14 protein-coding genes are annotated in these 16,255 nt (G+C 75.7%); 6 read left to right on the top strand and 8 right to left on the bottom strand.

Annotation, left to right across the window (positions count from 1 at the left end; genetic code table 11):
- Positions 1–116: 116 nt before the first annotated feature.
- Both ACZ4W5_RS34200 and ACZ4W5_RS34195 read right to left on the bottom strand, forming a co-directional pair.
- Complete coding sequence (locus tag ACZ4W5_RS34200; RefSeq protein ID WP_465658943.1) at positions 117–959, bottom strand: undecaprenyl-diphosphate phosphatase; 843 nt, start codon at positions 957–959, stop codon at positions 117–119.
- A gap of 220 nt (positions 960–1,179) precedes the next feature.
- Entirely contained in the window at positions 1,180–1,914 is a 735-nt protein-coding gene (locus tag ACZ4W5_RS34195) for a class I SAM-dependent methyltransferase (RefSeq protein ID WP_465658939.1), read from the bottom strand.
- Between ACZ4W5_RS34195 and ACZ4W5_RS34190 the strand changes: the two genes are divergently transcribed.
- Both ACZ4W5_RS34190 and ACZ4W5_RS34185 read left to right on the top strand, forming a co-directional pair.
- Entirely contained in the window at positions 1,913–2,704 is a 792-nt protein-coding gene (locus ACZ4W5_RS34190; RefSeq protein WP_465658937.1) for an alpha/beta fold hydrolase, read from the top strand. The genes ACZ4W5_RS34195 and ACZ4W5_RS34190 overlap by 2 nt on opposite strands.
- 33 nt (positions 2,705–2,737) lie before the next feature.
- Complete coding sequence (locus tag ACZ4W5_RS34185; RefSeq protein ID WP_465658935.1) at positions 2,738–3,664, top strand: aminoglycoside phosphotransferase family protein; 927 nt, start codon at positions 2,738–2,740, stop codon at positions 3,662–3,664.
- Between the two features lie 65 nt (positions 3,665–3,729).
- Here the strand turns inward: ACZ4W5_RS34185 and pxpB are convergent, their stop codons facing one another.
- The 4 genes from pxpB to ACZ4W5_RS34165 form a co-directional block, all read right to left on the bottom strand.
- Entirely contained in the window at positions 3,730–4,434 is a 705-nt protein-coding gene (gene pxpB / locus ACZ4W5_RS34180) for a 5-oxoprolinase subunit PxpB (RefSeq protein WP_360243533.1), read from the bottom strand.
- On the bottom strand, positions 4,431–5,207 hold the full coding sequence (locus ACZ4W5_RS34175; protein WP_360243531.1) for a LamB/YcsF family protein: 777 nt from the start codon (positions 5,205–5,207) through the stop codon (positions 4,431–4,433). The genes pxpB and ACZ4W5_RS34175 overlap by 4 nt, the downstream gene beginning before the upstream one ends.
- Positions 5,208–5,350: 143 nt before the next feature.
- Positions 5,351–5,500, bottom strand: coding sequence for a hypothetical protein (locus ACZ4W5_RS34170; protein ID WP_465658932.1), 150 nt, complete (start codon positions 5,498–5,500; stop codon positions 5,351–5,353).
- Between the two features lie 107 nt (positions 5,501–5,607).
- Positions 5,608–6,657, bottom strand: coding sequence for an IPT/TIG domain-containing protein (locus ACZ4W5_RS34165; RefSeq protein WP_360243528.1), 1,050 nt, complete (start codon positions 6,655–6,657; stop codon positions 5,608–5,610).
- A gap of 194 nt (positions 6,658–6,851) precedes the next feature.
- Between ACZ4W5_RS34165 and ACZ4W5_RS34160 the strand changes: the two genes are divergently transcribed.
- The 4 genes from ACZ4W5_RS34160 (at position 6,852) to ACZ4W5_RS34145 (ending at position 14,724) form a co-directional block, all read left to right on the top strand.
- A complete protein-coding gene (locus tag ACZ4W5_RS34160) occupies positions 6,852–8,387 on the top strand; it encodes a hypothetical protein (protein ID WP_465658941.1) in 1,536 nt (511 codons plus the stop codon).
- Between the two features lie 76 nt (positions 8,388–8,463).
- Positions 8,464–9,339: a hypothetical protein gene (locus tag ACZ4W5_RS34155; protein ID WP_360243525.1), complete on the top strand. Its 876-nt coding sequence runs from the start codon at positions 8,464–8,466 to the stop codon at positions 9,337–9,339.
- 41 nt (positions 9,340–9,380) lie between these two features.
- Entirely contained in the window at positions 9,381–13,946 is a 4,566-nt protein-coding gene (locus tag ACZ4W5_RS34150; RefSeq protein ID WP_465658930.1) for a hypothetical protein, read from the top strand.
- A gap of 19 nt (positions 13,947–13,965) precedes the next feature.
- Complete coding sequence (locus tag ACZ4W5_RS34145; RefSeq protein WP_465658928.1) at positions 13,966–14,724, top strand: phosphodiesterase; 759 nt, start codon at positions 13,966–13,968, stop codon at positions 14,722–14,724.
- Between the two features lie 87 nt (positions 14,725–14,811).
- Here ACZ4W5_RS34145 and ACZ4W5_RS34140 read toward each other — a convergent pair whose 3' ends face one another.
- Complete coding sequence (locus tag ACZ4W5_RS34140) at positions 14,812–15,300, bottom strand: hypothetical protein (RefSeq protein ID WP_465658926.1); 489 nt, start codon at positions 15,298–15,300, stop codon at positions 14,812–14,814.
- A 161-nt stretch (positions 15,301–15,461) separates the two neighbouring features.
- Positions 15,462–16,157 carry a FadR/GntR family transcriptional regulator gene (locus tag ACZ4W5_RS34135; RefSeq protein ID WP_465658924.1) on the bottom strand — a complete coding sequence of 232 codons (696 nt, stop codon included), beginning with the start codon at positions 16,155–16,157 and terminating at the stop codon, positions 15,462–15,464.
- Between the last annotated feature and the right edge of the window lie 98 nt (positions 16,158–16,255).

Below are 16,255 nucleotides of genomic sequence, written 5' to 3'. Positions count from 1 at the left end.
CGGCCGGGAGGTGCCCCCACCGCATGGACTCCCTCCTCCGCCTTGCGATGCACGCACCCCAACGCCGCGCGCTGATCCGACGCGAATTGTCAGACACGCCCTAGTGGAACGGCGTTCTACTTGACCGGGCCCGCGTCCGGGGCCAGCACGCCGCCCGCCACCAGGCCGATGATCAGAACGCCGAGCAGCACCCGGTAGACCACGAACGGCAGGAAACTGTTGTTCGAGATGTACTTGAGGAACCAGGCGATCGCCGCGTAGCCGACCGCGAAGGCGATCAGGGTCGCCAGGATCGTCGGACCCCAGGCCGGCGCCGGGCCCTCGCCGATCTTGAACAGCTCCAGCGTCCCCGAGGCGAGCACCGCCGGGATCGCGAGCAGGAACGAGTAGCGGGCCGCCGCCTCCCGGCTGTAGCCGAGCAGCAGGCCCGCGCCGATCGTGCCGCCGGAGCGGGAGACCCCGGGGATCAGCGCCAGCGCCTGGGCGAAGCCGTAGGCGGCCGCGTGCGGCAGGGTCAGGTCGGTGATCGGACGGGCGTGGCGGACGGCGCGGGTGCGGTCCGCGAGGGCCAGCACGAGGCCGAACACGATCAGCGTGGTGCCGATGATCCGCAGGTCGCGCAGGTGGGTCTCGATGGAGTCCTGGAACAGCTTGCCGAGGACGCCGATCGGCAGCGTCCCGATGATCACGAACCAGCCCATTTGGGCGTCCGGGTCGGAGCGCAGCGCCGGGCGGACCAGCGACAGCGCCCAGGTGCGGACGATCGAGGCGATGTCCCGGCGGAAGTAGATCAGCACGGCGGCCTCGGTGCCGAGCTGGGTGACGGCGGTGAAGGCGGCGCCCGGGTCGTCCCAGCCCAACAGGGCCGAGAACACCCGTAGATGGGCGCTGGAGGAGACGGGCAGGAACTCGGTGAGCCCCTGGATCAGGCCGAGAACGGCCCCGTTGAACCAGTCGATCACCGAACACCCGCCGGGGGTATCGGGCGGGCGTGGCGGGGGTGCGGCATGGGCGGGTCCTCGCGGGTCGGTGCGGGCGTGCGGACGACCGCGACCCGCGCGACCCCGGGCCGCGCACGGGCCCGGCGCGCGGCCGATGGTACGGGGTGAAGGTGACAGTTCTTTGTTCACCCTTTAACCGGACTTTGCGCACCGGGCTCGCACCCGGGTCCGCGCCGGGCTAGCCGGCCGGCCGGGCCCGGACCCAGGTGCGGTCCTCCGTCAGGTACGTCTCGACCCGCAGCCCCGCGTCCGCCAGGGCCTCCTCGAAGGCCGCCGTCGAGAGCGGGCGGGACAGGAAGGTCTGGGTCCAGGTGCCGTCCGGGAAGACGTACTCCGCCCGGACCGAATTCACCCCGGCACCGACCGGTGTCGCCGAGACGATCCGGACCACCCCGTCCGTCCCGGCGATCCGGCTCTCCCGCGGCACGTTCCGGTGCCAGTCCTCGCCCTCGCGCTGCACCAGCACGCAGCCGTCCCCGGCGACGTGGCGGCGGCAGGTCTCCAACAGGCCCTGGCGGACGGCCGGATCGCCGGCGTGCACCAGGAAGGAGGCGAGCAGCACGACGTCGAAGCGCTCGCCGAGGTCCAGCCGTTCGATCGGGCTGCGCACCGTACGGACCTCCGGGCGCACCCGGGCGAGCATCTCGGCGGACTCGTCCACCGCCGTCACGGTGAAGCCGCGCTCGACCAAGGGGTGGGTCATCCGGCCGACGCCGCAACCCAGTTCGAGGATCCGGGCGCCGGGTGGGGCGGCCGCCTCGATCACGTCCGGGGCGTCACCCACCGGGAGGCGGGTCCACACCTCCACCGCGCAGCCGTCCGGGGTGATCGCGCCCGCGCCCGTGCCGTCGTAGCCCTCGCGCCGCCCGTCCTGCTGGTGCGCGTTGCCGGTCTCGTGCAAGTCGTTGCCCATGGGGCCATCGGAACACGCGCGGGGCGGGGTGGGAAGGCGGTTCCGATGGCTTTCGGTCAACCCGTCGGGAGCTCCAGCCCGGCTCTACCTGCACGGCCTCGGCGCCAGCTCGCCGGTCTACTTCGCGGCCGCCGCCGCCCACCCGCTGCTCACCGGGCGCCGCGCGCTGCTGCTCGACCTGCTCGGCTTCGGGATCAGCGACCGGCCCGCCGACTTCGGCTACACCCTGGAGCAGCACGCCGACGCGGTCGCCAAGGCCGTCGCGGCGGCCGGGCTCCGGCAGGTCGAGGTGGTCGCCCACAGCATGGGCGGCGCGATCGCGATCGTCCTGGCGCACCGCCACCCCGGGCTGGTCTCCCGGCTGGTCCTGGTGGACGCCAACCTCGACCCGGTCGCGCCCGATCGCGAGCGGATCGGCAGCAGCGGGATCGCCGGCTATACCGAGGCCGAGTTCCTGGCCGGCGGCCGGGCGGAGGTCGCCGAGCGGGTCGGCCCGTTCTGGTGGTCCACCATGCGGCTGGCCGGGCCCGAGGCCCTCCACCGCAGCGCCGTGCACCTCGCCCGGGGCAGCGAGCCGACCATGCGCGCCCTGCTGCTCGGACTCGACCTCCCGCGCACCTTCCTCCACCCGGAGGCGGACGCCCCCGCGGGCGCCGACGGCCTCCGCGCGGCAGGGGTCCGGGTGGTGGAGGTGCCGGGCTGCGGGCACAACATCATGCTCGACAACCCGGACGGCTTCGCGGCGGCCGCCGCCACGGCGCTCGGGGAGTCGGCGCAGGCTCCCAACTAGGCTGGACGGCACCGCCGGAGAGGAGCCCGTACGATGCCCGTCCTCGTCCCGCCCGCACTGGCCGCCTCACTGGCCGAGTACCTCGGTGCGCGGGGACGCGCCTGGGCGGCCCGACTCCCCTCCCTGGCAGCCGAGTTGACCGAGCGCTGGGAGCTGCGCCCGGACGGGCCGGTGGCCCACGGAGTGGTCGCGCTGGTGCTACCGGTGCGCCGCGCCGACGGTACGCCCGCGGCGCTCAAGCTCCAGCCGGTGGACGAGGAGACGGTGGGCGAGCCGCTCGCCCTCCGGGCCTGGGGCCGCCGCGGCGCCGTCCGGCTGCTCGACCACCAACCGGCCACCGGCGCCATGCTGTTGGAGCGCCTGGACCCGTCCCGCTCACTGCTCACCGTGGCCGACGACCTCGCCGCGGTACGGGTGATCGCCGATCTGCTGCGGGAGTTGACGTCCCATCAGGCACCGCCCGGCCTGCGCACCTTGGCTGATCTCGCGGACGACCTGCTGCTGCGCGCCCCGGCCGCGGCCGCCGCCCACACCGACCCGGACGAGCGGCGCCTGCTCGCCGACTGCGCGGCCGCCCTCCGTGCCGCCCGCGCCGAGCCGGGCGACCGGCTGCTGCACTGGGACCTCCACTACGGCAACGTCCTCGCCCCGTTGCCGGGCGCCGACCGGGCGCCCTGGCTGGCCATCGACCCCAAGCCGCTGGCCGGGCACCCCGGCTTCGAACTGCTGCCCGCGCTGCGCAACCGCTGGGCGGACGTCACGGCCGGCGGCAGTCCGGCCCGGGCGCTGCGGCGCCGCTTCGACCTGCTGGTGGAGGCGCTGGAGGTGGACCGGGAGGTGGCGGCCGCCTGGACGCTCGCCCGGGTGCTGCAGTACGCGGTGTGGGCGGTCGAGGAGGGGGAGACGGCGCTCGACCCGGCCCAGCGCGTCATCGCGGAGCTGTTGTCGGGCCGGGGCTGACGGGCGCCCGGCGCCGCCTCCAGGCGTGGGCTCGGCCCCCATGTCGCCCCCCGCCCGCCCCGCCGCTACGCCCGTACCGCCGTGAACCGGACCCGCACCCCCGGCGCCAGCAGGGCCGCCGGTTCCCGGGCCGGATCCCAGAGCGCCAGCGCCGTCCGCCCGATCAGCTGCCAGCCGCCGGGTGACGGGCTCGGGTAGACGCCGGTGTACGTGCCGGCCAGGGCCACCGAGCCGGTCGGGACGGCGCTGCGCGGGGTGGCCCGGCGCGGCACCCCGTACTGCGGCGGCAGTCCGGTGAGGTAGCCGAAGCCGGGGGCGAAGCCGCAGAAGGCGACCACGTACTCGGGCTCGGTGTGGATCCGTACGGCCGCCTCGGCGGAGACGCCCCAGAGCGCCGCGACCTCCGCGAGGTCGGCGCCGTCGTACACGGTCGGGACCTCCACCAGCGGCCCGTCCGCCGCGGTGGCCGCCGCCGGACGGGCGGTGCGCAGCAGCGCGGCCACCGCGGCGACGTCCGCGACCTCGTCCAGCAGGACGGTGCGGGCGGCGGGCACGATCTCGCCGACCTCGCCGAGCTCCCCGCCGGCCTGCCGGTCGCGCAGCCAGCCGTACAGCGCGGCGACCTCGGCCGTCCCCGGGAGCTCGACCAGCAGCGCCCGCTCGCCGACCCGCCGCACCGCCGGGCCCTCGCCGGGCGGTTCCCCGCTGAGCCCCCCGCCGAGTCCGGCGCCAAGCTCCCCGCTGAGCCGCCCCCCGGCGCCGCCCGTCATGTGAACGCCTCGACCCGCACCCCGGCCGAGGCCAGCGCCCCGCGGATCCGCCAGGCGAGCTGGGCGGCGCCGGGGGTGTCGCCGTGGACGCACAGCGAGCGGGCCTCGACGGCGATCCGGTCGCCGCCGACGGCCTCCACCGCGCCGTCCCGGGCGATCCCGACCGCCCGGGTGATGACCGTCTCGGGGTCGTGCACCACCGCGTCGGGTTCGCGGCGCGGGACGAGGGTGCCGGCCCAGGTGTAGGCGCGGTCGGCGAAGGCCTCGGCGACCACCGGCAGTCCGACCCCCTCGGCGACGGCGAGCAGCCGGGAGCCGGGCAGTCCCAGGACGGGCAGCGGCCCGTCGCAGACCGCGCCGGCCCGCAGCACCCCGGCCACCACGGCCTCGGCCTGTTCGGAGTCGGAGACCACCCGGTTGTAGAGCGCGCCGTGCGGTTTGACGTAGGAGACCCGGGAGCCGGCCGCCCGGGCGAAGACCTGGAGGGCGCCGATCTGGTAGGCGATCTCGTCGGCGAGTTCCTCCGGCGGGACGTCCATGGCGCGGCGGCCGAAGCCCGCGAGGTCCCGGTAGGAGACCTGGGCGCCGATCCGGACGCCGCGTTCGGCGGCCAGGGCGCAGACCCGGCGCATCGTCGACGGGTCCCCGGCGTGGAAGCCGCAGGCGACGTTGGCGCTGGTCACCACGGAGAGCAGGGCCTCGTCGTCGGTCAGGGTCCACCGCCCGAACCCCTCGCCGAGGTCCGCATTGAGATCGATCACCGCATCGGCCACGCCCGTCCGCCTTCCAGCAGCTGTTGAGCCAGATGGTAGGGCCTGGCGGTGAAGCCCGTTGTCCGTCACCCGGATGGGCGGCGGGCCGACCGGCGCGCAGCCTTCACGTGCGCGCCCTGGGGCGGCGCCCCGGCGTGGTGGACTCAGTTCGCGGCAAGGCGCTGCTGGAAGGAACGTTCCAGCGGGCGCAGGGCGCGGAGCACGGTCAGCAGCGGAATGACACCGAAGACGCCGAACGACATGTCGATGAATCGCCACGCCGGCGGGATCCCGCGCAGCGGTCCGCAGATCACCGGCTCCGGATGCCCCGCCCCCAAACGCCCCGAGGCCCGGCGACCGCCCCCGGACGCACCGGTGCCCGGGCGCCGAGGCGGCACCCGGGCACCGGGAGGGGGAGCGGCTACGCCGTGTACGTGAACGTCATCGGCGCGCTGGTGCCGCCCGCCGTGGTGACCGTGACGTCCACCGGCCCGGGCCCACCGGCCGGCGGCGCGTACGCCGTGCAGTACTGCGGCCCGCAGGAGACGCGGGCGGCGGGTACCCCGCCGAACCGCACCGCGCCGTACGTCAGGTTGCGGCCCGCGATGGAGACCGAGGTGCCGCCGGCCACCGGCCCGGCGGCCGGGCCGAGGTACGTGACCGTCGGCGCGGGCGGCGCCGGCGGGGCGGCACCGGTGTAGTCGAAGGCCACCGGGGCCGCGGCCGTGCCGCCCGGGGTGACCACGCTGACCGGGGCGCTGCCGGATCCGCCCGGGGTGGTCACCGTGCAGGCGGTGTCGGTGCAGCTGCCCGGCGCCGGGACGCCGCCGACCAGCACCATGCCGTGGGCCAGGTTGCCGCCGCTGACGGTGATCGGGGTGCCGCCCGCGCCCGGGCCGGTGGCGGTGTCCAGGCCGGTCACGGACGGTGCGTCCGGGACGACCGGCGCGGGGGTGCTGCCGTCCAGCGTCGCGATCGCGACGTGGCCGGTCGGGTCGGTGTCGTTCGGGTTGCCGATGGTGGCGACCAGTTGGCCGGACGCCTTGGACGGGTCGCCGTACACCTTCAGCTTCATGAACTCGGAGAAACCGACCCGCCGGGAGCCCACCAGGACGGCGTCCAGGTGGCGGCCGTCCGGCGAGACGGTCTCGGTGAAGGTGTAGTCGTACGGCGTGGAGTAGAACATCGCGCCGTCGGTGGTGAGGCCCTGCGGCAGGTCGAGGGTGATGTGGGTCGGCCCGGTGAGGTCGGCCGTGCCGGCCGAGGTCCAGCCGACCGAGAACTGGCCCGGCCCGGGCGGGGCGGTGCGCGGCAGGTAGCCGTTCAGCGAGACCGTCACGTGCTGGGCCGAGGGGCCGGGCGTACCGGTCGGCGCGGCGGCGGTGGCGGCCGTGGCGGCGGTGGCGCCTGCGACGAGGGTGGTCACGGACAGCGCGGTGGCGAGGCCGGCTTTCGCCAGTCGGGTGATCATGGGTCGATCATCACCGAACCATCGCGCTGACCTCACGCTTTTCTCGCATGCTCGTTCGAGAATGGCGGGATTCCGTCGAAATCCCGTTCCGATCCGGCCCCGTGCACCGCCGCCCAGCTGCCGCTCCGCCCGTCCACAAGGTCCGTTTCGGTCGATGTCGGTGCGAACCTCTAATCTTGTCCACCGTGACCGCCATCGCTGACCCGCCCACCGAGCCCGGCCTCCGCCCGGCCGCCGGCGCCGCCGTGCCCGCACCGCGGCCCGCGCCCGGCCCCGCCGCCGACGAGGGCCTGGCCCGCCGGCTCAAGGCGCTGGCCTGCACCGCCCCGCTGCACGACCTGGACAGCCGCAAGGTCAACCTGGCCGGCGAGTACGGCGGCTACGCGATGGCCGAGGTCGGCCTCGCCGCGATCGACCTGGTCACCCTGCACATGGACTTCGACACCGGGGCCGACCGCGAGATAGTGCTCGCCCGGATGCTGCCCCGGGTCGCCGCCCAGGCCCCGCGCCGGCCCGCCCCCGAGCACGAGCGGGTCGCCCGCTGGGTGCTGGAGTCGCTGATCAACGTCGGCAGCGTGGACCGCGGCTTCCGCGCCGTCTACGGCACCTTCGGTGCCGACGGCGAGTACGTCCGCCGGGACTACGACTTCAAGCTGATCGAGGAGGTCCCCGGCCCCGACGGCGGCGTCTACCTGCGCACCACCGACGAGGCGGTCAACGTCCTGGTCGGCGCCCTCGACACCGACGTCACCTCGGCCCAGATCGCCGCCGAGGTCAAGCTGGAGGTGCTGATCCGCCGCGGCCGCCTGGCCGACGCCCAGCTCGCCGCCGAGCAGGCCCGCTACCGCACCGTCCAGTACGCCGAGACGCTGCGCCGCGCCCTCGACGCCACCCGCCGCAACGTCCGCGCGGTCGACTGGATGCAGGCCGTCCCGGACCTCATCGACGAGGCGCTGGACCACATCGCCGACCGCTACCGGCACGAGAACGCGATTCTCACCAACATCCGCAAGGCCCGCGACGAGGCCGAGGACCAGGAGCACAAGCGCCGCGCCGCCGAGCTGGTCGACATCGTCAAGGACTGCATCCGCCGCCACACCCAGCTCCAGACCCGGCTGCTGGAGGCCGGGCCGCTGTTCCGCGCCGAGCAGGACCGGCAGGCCTTCGCCACCCCCGGCGCCCGCAGCGGCATCGACCTGTACGGCCAGCTGCTCGCCCCCGTGCTGCGGCTGCCGGTGGAGCAGGCCGTCCGGCCCACCGGCGCCTTCTTCGCCCGCGGCGCCGGACTGCGCACGCCCATCTCGGTCCGGGTCGCGGACCTGGTCGACCTGCTGCTCACCCCGCCGGTCGAGCGCGAGCACCTCGGCGCCGAACTGCCCGACCCGGACCTCGTCGCCACCCCGGACGACAGCCGCTTCTCCGAGGCCCAGCTGGAAGCCGCCCAGGAACTCCTCGACCTGCCCCCGGACGCCCCCCGCCGGCTCTCCGGCCTGCTCGCCGACGCCCGCAAGCAGGACCCGGAACTCCCGTACCTGGTCGCCTTGCTGGCCGTGCACGCGGCCAGCCCGCCGGTCGGCACCGCCTACCGCCAGGGCGAGGAGCGGCTGCTGTTCGCCGTGGACGACGGCACCCCGCTGCGCGACCGGGAGTTCGGCGGCGCCGACCTGATCGTCGGCAGCGCCCTGCTCGACGCGGTCGGCATGGCCGCCGACCGCAAGGACGCCGGCTGACGGCCCGGCCGCGACACCCCCAGGCACCCACGTTGACGACCCACCACCACCGCGCCACCCCCGAGGAGCACCGCCCGTGACGACCCACCACGACACGTCCTGGGCGGCCGAGACCGAACCCGCGGCCCCCGCGCCGATCACCCCGGCCGACGTCGCCGACGCCGCCCGGCTGGTCTCCTTCGGCCTCCAGGCCAAGCTGCTCCCCGCCCGCGACGCAGAGTACGCCGAACTCGTCCGCCGCCACCGCGAGGACCCGCCGTTCGCCCGCCTCGCCGACGCCGTCGCCACCGGCATGGGCCTGGTCGTCCTGGAGGTCTCGCCGCGGGCCGGGATGGCCGTCGCCGCCGCCGAGGAGTCGCTGTTCGCGGTCCGGATGGGCGACTACTCCCGCCGCGCCGCCTCCGAGTCCACCGACCGCTTCCTGCACGGACTGGCCCACCTCGCCGTCGCCGCGATGGCCTTCCCCCGCCCCGAGGACCTCGCCGACGACGGCTACCTCGGCCGGATCACCGTCAACGGCGTCGACTCCTTCGTCCGCCAGGCCTGCCGCCGCCTGGAGGAGCAGGCCGACGCCGAGGGCGCCAACACCGACCCGGCCAGCGACGCCCCCGGCCTGGAGGCCGCCTGGCGGGTCTGGGCCCGGCGCACCGCCACCGGCGCCACCAAGGACGCCCGCCGGCTCTCCGGCTCCACCATCGGCATCGTGGCCAAGGCGGTGATGTTCCTGGTCGACTCCGGCTTCCTGCAGAAGGTCTCCGACGACTCCGGCGGCACCTACCGCACCACCGCCCGCTACCAGCTCCAGGTCCGCGACCTGGCCGGCAGCGCCGCGATGGCCGAACTGCTCGACCTCGGCATCGTCCCGGTCTCCGACGGCACCGCCAGCCTGCTGCCGCCGGACACCTCCGACGAGCTGGTCGCCGACGCCGGCCTGCCGTTCCACTCGCTCTGATCGTTCTGACAACCCCATAGACGCACGGAGAACCGCCGCACATGTACGAGCTCAACCGGGTCCGCCTCTACTCGATCGGACCGGCCGGCGCCCGCTACGCCGACACGGTGCTCGACCTGCGCGGCGTCGGCGAGCCCGTCGCCGACCCGGCCCCCCAGCAGATCGGCCTGTTCGGCGAGGACACCGACGGCCCGGTCCGCCGCCCCGCCCCGGCCGGCGTGCTCTTCCTGGAGAACGGCGGCGGCAAGTCCGTCCTGCTCAAGCTGATCTTCTCGGTGATGCTCCCGGGCCACCGCAACACGCTCGGCGGCGCCAGCTCCGGCGTGCTGCGCAAGTTCCTGCTCGCCGACGACTGCGGCCACGTCGCCCTGGAGTGGCAGCACACCGTCACCGGCGAACTGATCGTGGTCGGCAAGGTCAGCGAGTGGCGCGGCCGCCAGGTCTCCTCCGACCCGCGCAAGTTCGCCGAGACCTGGTACTCCTTCCGCCCCGGCCCCGGCCTCACCCTCGACTCGCTCCCCGTCGCCGAACGGGTCAGCCTGGCCGGCGACCAGAAGGCCCGCGGCCGCCGCCGCACCATGAAGGGCTTCCGCGACGCCCTCACCGAGGCCGGCAAGGCCCACCCCCACCTCGACCTGGTCTTCGAGGACGGCCACGACCGCTGGACCGAACACCTCGGCGAACTCGGCCTCGACCCCGAACTCTTCCGCTACCAGCGCGAGATGAACGCCGACGAGGGCGAGGCGGCCGGCCTCTTCGCGGTCAAGCAGGACAAGGACTTCACCGACCTGCTGCTGCGCGCCGTCACCGACACCCGGGACACCGACGGCCTGGCCGACCTCGTCCACGGCTTCGCCGCCAAGCTCGGCCTGCGCTCCGAGCTCACCGCCGAACGCGACTTCACCGCCGGCTCGCTCGACCTGCTGGAACGCATCGTCGAGGCCACCGGCGCCCGCGAGGCCGTCCGCGAGGCGCACCGCACCGCCGAACGCCGCGCCCGCCGCCTCGCCCACGCCCTCACCTCCCGCGCCGCCGCCGAACGCGACCGCGCCCAGGACCTCGCCATCGAGGTCGCCGCCGCCGTGAGCGCCGTCACCGCCGCCGAGGCCGACCGCACCCGGCACAGCCTGATCGCCGACGAACTCACCCACCGGCACGCCACCCTGAGCCTCGCCGCGGCCACCGCCGAGGCCGCCACCCTGCGCCGCGAACTCATCGACGCCCGCACCCTGCACTCCGCCTGGCAGGCCGCCGAGGCCGTGCTGCGCCAGCGCGCCGCCGCCGACCGGGTCGCCCGGGTCGCCGTCGCCATCCGCGAGGCCGAACTGGACGCCGCCCCGGCGCTCGCCGCCCGCGCCCGCGCCGCCGGCGCGCTCGCCCGCGCCCTGGAAGCCGCCGCCGCGGCCGCCGAGACCCGCGCCGACACCGAGGAGCAGCGCGCCAGCGAGCTCCAGGAGGACGGCGGCAAGGCCCAGTCCGACGCCACCGAGGCCGCCACCGCCGCCCAGAAGGCCCGCAGCGAGGCCGAGCACCTGCGCCAGCGCCTCGCCGAGGTCGAGCAGGAGACCGAGGCCGCCGTCGAGGCCGGCTTCATCGACTCCGACGGCGACGTGGACCCGGCCCGCGCCGCCCTGCACGCCGCCGACGTGGAGCAGGCCGCCGCTGCGGCCCTCGCCCAGGCCCGGACCGTCGCGGAGGCCAGCGCCACCCGGCTGCGCGAGGCCGCCGCCGCCACCTCGCGCGCCGAACTCGCCGCCGAACGGGCCGGTGACGCCCGCAAGGACGCGGCCCGGGCGCTGGCCGCCGAGCAGCGCACCGCCGCCCTGCTCGCCACCGAGCAGCGCCTCGCCGACCTGCTCTCCCTCACCCCGTACCAGGACGGCGCCGAGGAGGACGCCGGCTTCCTCACCCCCGCCGTGCTCGACCGCAACGCCGAGTACCTGCGCGAACTCCTGGACGAGGCCATCGCCACCGCCGAACGCACCCTGTTCGACCTGCGCACCGCCGCCGCCGACGACTCCCGCATCCTCGCCGCCCTCGGTGACGGCGGCCTGCTGCCGCCCGGCCCCGACGTGCTGGCCACCGTCGAGTACCTGGCCGAGCACGGCATCCCCGCCCTGCCCGGCTGGCGCTATCTCGCCCAGTCCGTCGACCCCGCCGACCACGAGGCGATCCTCGCCGCCCGCCCCGAACTGGTGGACGGCGTGGTCGTCACCGACCCGGCCTCGCTGGAGCGCGCCCGCGAGGCCCTCCAGGCCGCCGCCCTGCTGCCGCGCTCCACCGTCGCCGTCGGCGCCGCCGCCTCGCTGATCGCCCCGATCACCGACGAGCCCGCCTTCTTCCTGGTGCCGCCGAACCCGGCCATGCACGACGAGTCCGCCGCCGACGGCGAGCGCCGCGAACTGCGCGCCCGCGCCGCTGCCCGCGAGGAGCACATCCGCGAACTCGCCGGCCGGCTCGGCGCCGACCGCGCCCTCGCCGCCCGGCTCGCCTCCTGGCACGCCAGCTGCCCGCCCGGCACCTTCGCCGAACTCGCCGCCGCCGCCGAGGCCGCCCGCGAGCACGCCGAGCAGGCCGCCGCCGCCCTGGCCACCCTGCGCGCCGACCACGACGAGGCCGAGACCGACCACGCGGCCGCCACCTCCGCCCACGAGGAGCACCGGGAGGCCGCCCAGCGCGCCCGCCGCCGTGCCGACGCCCTCTCCGGCCTCGCCTTCCGGCTGCGCGAGCGCGCCAACTGGGCCCGCCGCCAGCGCGAACTCGCCGAGGACGCGGCCGAGTGCGACCGCCGCCAGGCCGTCTGCGCCGAACGCGCCCGCACCTGCGACGAGGACCGCCGCGCCGCCCAGCGCGCCGCCGACGACGCCCGCCGCACCGCGCGCGCGCTGCGCGCCGAACGCGCCGAGATCCCGGCCGCCGAGCAGGCCGACGAGCCCGCCGAGCAGACCGCTCCCGCCGCGCTGCCCGCCCTGCGCGAGGCCTACCGGGCCGCCGCCCAGCTGTACGAGAAGGTGGGCGTCGGCGCCGACCTGCGCGCCGAGCAGGCCCGCGCCGAAGGCGACGAGGCCGCCGCCGCGGCCGAGCTGGACCGCCTCACCAACAAGGTCCGCACCCGCGCCGAGGAACTCCTCGGCAGCCCCGACGGCGCCGACGGCCCCGCCCGCCAGGCCGCCGCCGCCCGCGCCGAGGAACTGGTCGCCACCATCGAGGCCCGCTCCGCCGCCGCCAGCGAGCAGCTCGGCCGGCTGCGCGGCGAGGTCGAGCGCTCCGCCCCCGCCGACGGCGAGGCGCACACCGAGCTGCCCGAGGAGCTCGTCCCCACCGACCCCGAGCACGCCCAGGTGCTGCTGCGTACGGCCACCAGCCGGCTCGCCGAGTGCCGCGAGGCCGTCGACACCGCCCGTACCGCGCACGCCGACCTCCAGCGCACCTTCGACGCCGCCCAGTCGGCCGCCGCCGACTTCGACGAGCTGGCCGGCCAGCTGCGCGACGGCCTGCGCGAGCAGCCGGAGGAGGACGGCCAGCCGGTCGAGCCCTACCTCGGCCCGCTGCCCGAGGCCCGCAACGCCTCCACCGAGGCCCGCCGCGCCCTGCGCACGGCCGTCGGCGAGCTGTCCTCCGCCGAACTCGCCGTCCGGGACGCCTCCGACGCGCTGGTCCGGCACGCCAACGCGGCCCGCTACGAGGCCGTCCGCACGCCCGCCCGCCAGCAGATCCGCGAACTGCCCGCGTCCGCGCTGCCCGAGCACGCGGCCGCCTGGGCCGCCGCCTTCGCCCCCCGGCTGCGGGTGCTCACCGACGAGCTGACCCAGCTGGAGAAGAACCGCGGCTCGATCGTCGACCGGCTGCGCGGACTGGTCGAGTCCTCGCTCACCACCCTGCGCGCCGCCCAGCGGCTGTCCCGGCTGCCCGAGGGCCTGGGGGAGTGGTCCGGCCAGGAGTTCCTGCGGATCCGCTTCGAGGACCCGGACCACGCCACCCTGGTCGAGCGCCTCGGCGAGGTCATCGACGAGGCCACCCGCGCCGCCGTCCGGAAGAACAGCGACCTGCGCCGCGACGGCATGTCCCTGCTGCTGCGCGGCGTCGCCGCCGCGATCGGCCCCAAGGGCGTCAGCGTCGAGATCCTCAAGCCCGACGCGGTGCTGCGCGCCGAGCGGGTGAGCGTCGGCCAGATGTCCGACGTCTTCTCCGGCGGCCAGCTGCTCACCGCCGCCATCGCGCTCTACTGCACGATGGCCGCGCTGCGCGCCAACGACCGCGGCCAGTCCCAACTGCGGCACGCCGGGACGCTGTTCCTCGACAACCCGATCGGCCGCGCCAACGCCACCTACCTGTTGGAGCTCCAGCGCGCGGTGGCGGACGCGCTCGGCGTCCAGCTGATCTACACCACCGGCCTGTTCGACACCACGGCGCTCGCCGAGTTCCCGCTGGTGATCCGGCTGCGCAACGACGCCGACCTGCGGGCCGGCCTCAAGTACATCTCGGTGGAGGAGCACCTGCGCCCGGGCCTGCCCGCCCCGCAGGACCCGGACGGCCCGACCATCCACGGCGAGATCACCGCCACCCGGATGTTCAAGCGCCCGGCGGAGGTTCCCGCCCAGCCGTGAACTGATTAGCGTGATCGCCATGTTGACGATCGCGCACCTCAGTGACATCCACCTCGGCCAGGTCCACCGTCGGGACGGCGGCAAGCGCGCCCGGCGGCGGGCCGAGCAGGTGATGGCGTACCTCGACGCCCTGCCCGGCCCGCTGGACGCGGTGCTGGTCACCGGCGACCTCGCCGACCACGGCTCGCCCGAGGAGTACCGCCAGGTCGCCGAGGTGCTGGAGTCCCGGCACCCGGTGCTCACCTGCCCCGGCAACCACGACGTCCGGGAGCCGTACCGGGAGGTGCTGCTCGGCGAGGCGCCGTCGACGGGCCCGGTCAACCGGCTGCACCGGCTGCCCGGCGTCGACGTGCTGATGCTCGACTCCTCGATACCCGGGCAGCACGACGGCCTGCTGGCGGACGCCACCCTCGACTGGCTGGAGGCCCAACTCGCCTCCGGCCGCCAGGAGTCGCCGGCCCTGGTGGCCTTCCACCACCCGCCGGTCGAGCTGCACATCCCGAGCGTCGACCGGATCCGCCAGTTCGGCGAGGCCCGGCTGGCGGAGGTGCTGCGCCGGCACCCCCGGGTGGCCGCGCTGCTCTGCGGCCACTCCCACACGCCCGCCGCGTCCACCTTCGCGGGCCTGCCGGTGCTGGTCGCCCCCGGGGTGGTCTCCACCACCACGCTGCCCTGCGAGGGCGGGAGGGGCATCACCTTCGACCACCCGCCGATGCTCGCCTTCCACGTCCTGGACGACGACCGCCGGCTCACCACCCACTACCGGATCGTGATCTGACGGCCCGTCGTTCACCGCCCGGCCAGAGCGCCCGGCCAGAGCGCCCGGCCAGAGCGCCCGGCCGCAGCGCCCGGCCACAGCGCCCGGTCAGGTGGTCGGCAACTGCGGCGGCTGCTGCGACTGGCCCCGGTACGGAGCTTGGCCGGGCCGCCCGGCCTGCGGCTGCGGCTGCTGAGCCTGCGGCGGCTGCGGGCGGTAGGACGGCTGCGGGCGGTAGGACGGCTGCGGGCGGTAGGACTGCTGCGGCGCGCTGCCCGGCCCCGGCCGGGGGAACGGGCGGGGCGCCAGCGGTTCGGGGGCGACCCGGCTGCCCGCCATCGGGTGCGCGGAGTTCGGCCCGCGCATCCGCTGGGCGGCGACCTGGCGGGAGATCAGGATCTCCAGCAGGCACCACATCGTGCCGAACACCCCCAGCCCCATCGCCAGCAGCGCGGGTGTCATCAGCCAACTGCCCGCGTACGAGGCCAGGGTCGCGACGACCACGCCCACCAGCGTGAAGGAGAGGCAGAGCACCGCCCGGACTGCGGCGGAGCGCACCTCGTCGGGCAGGCGGCGGCGACGGCGTGGCGCGGACATCGGGCGACCCCCAGGCGCGGATCCGGTGCTGGAACGGGGAACGGGCGCACACGAATTGCGCCCCCTTCACTCACTCTGCCCCCGCCGAACCCGGACCATGCGTCCGAATCCACCGAACTGCCGTCAAACCGTGCCATCCGGGCAGGCGGCGGGAGCGGAGCTCACCCCAACTGCTGGTTGAGCTCCTCCAGGGCGCCCGTGACGATCGTCCGCATCGCCCGCTCGGCGTGCGCGGCGTCGCCGCCGCAGATCGCGTCGGCGACCTCCCGGTGCAGTCTGATCGCGTACGGCTCGGGCTGATGGGGCATCAGATGGTACTCGGTCCGGCCGGTGAGCACCGCCCCGACGGTGTCGCCGAGGTGGGCGAACATCTCGTTCCCGGAGGCGCGCAGGACGAGGGCGTGGAAGGCGATGTCGTACCCGAGGAAGGTGGTGAGGTCGGCCTCCCGGGCGGCGACCGTCAACTCAACGGCAAGCGAGCTGAGTTCGCGCCGGTCGTCGTCGCTGGCGTGGCTCGCGGCGAGCGCGGCCGCGGCCGGTTCGACGGCCACCCGCAGGGAGCCGAGCGAGCGCAGCTGGGCGGGCCGGTCGGCGCCGGCCAGTCGCCAGCGGATCACCATGGGGTCGAAGACGTCCCAGAGCGACTTCGGCTGGACGGTGATCCCGACCCGCCGCCGGGACGCCACCAGGCGCATCCCCTCCAGGATGCGCACCGCCTCCCGGACGACCGTCCGGGACACCCCGAACCGCTCCTCCAGGTCCTCCCCGCGCAGCACCGCGCCCTCGGGGATCTCCCCGGACGCGATCGCCGGCCCGAGTTCGTCAAGCAGCCGGCCGGGCAGCCCCTGGATCTCCATCCGCCCAGGGTAGTCGGCCGCCCCCGCGCGGTGCGCATCGCCCTGCGACCTACCCCACACCCCAAAAGTATGACGATTTGGTTTCCGGCACTTGAATA

It is taken from the genome of Kitasatospora sp. NPDC029367 (genome assembly GCF_055569135.1).
Note: the sequence above shows the minus strand (reverse complement) of the source record. Positions and strands in the feature narration are given on the sequence as shown.

Excerpts from the sequence above, each read along its gene's own strand:
- ACZ4W5_RS34190 (WP_465658937.1), top strand. The coding sequence starts at position 1,913 with ATGGGGCCATCGGAACACGCGCGGGGCGGGGTGGGAAGGCGGTTCCGA.
- ACZ4W5_RS34195 (WP_465658939.1), bottom strand. The coding sequence starts at position 1,914 with ATGGGCAACGACTTGCACGAGACCGGCAACGCGCACCAGCAGGACGGG.
- ACZ4W5_RS34185 (WP_465658935.1), top strand. The coding sequence starts at position 2,738 with ATGCCCGTCCTCGTCCCGCCCGCACTGGCCGCCTCACTGGCCGAGTAC.
- pxpB (WP_360243533.1), bottom strand. The coding sequence starts at position 4,434 with ATGACGGGCGGCGCCGGGGGGCGGCTCAGCGGGGAGCTTGGCGCCGGA.
- ACZ4W5_RS34165 (WP_360243528.1), bottom strand. The coding sequence starts at position 6,657 with ATGATCACCCGACTGGCGAAAGCCGGCCTCGCCACCGCGCTGTCCGTG.
- ACZ4W5_RS34150 (WP_465658930.1), top strand. The coding sequence starts at position 9,381 with ATGTACGAGCTCAACCGGGTCCGCCTCTACTCGATCGGACCGGCCGGC.
- ACZ4W5_RS34145 (WP_465658928.1), top strand. The coding sequence starts at position 13,966 with ATGTTGACGATCGCGCACCTCAGTGACATCCACCTCGGCCAGGTCCAC.
- ACZ4W5_RS34140 (WP_465658926.1), bottom strand. The coding sequence starts at position 15,300 with ATGTCCGCGCCACGCCGTCGCCGCCGCCTGCCCGACGAGGTGCGCTCC.
- ACZ4W5_RS34135 (WP_465658924.1), bottom strand. The coding sequence starts at position 16,157 with ATGGAGATCCAGGGGCTGCCCGGCCGGCTGCTTGACGAACTCGGGCCG.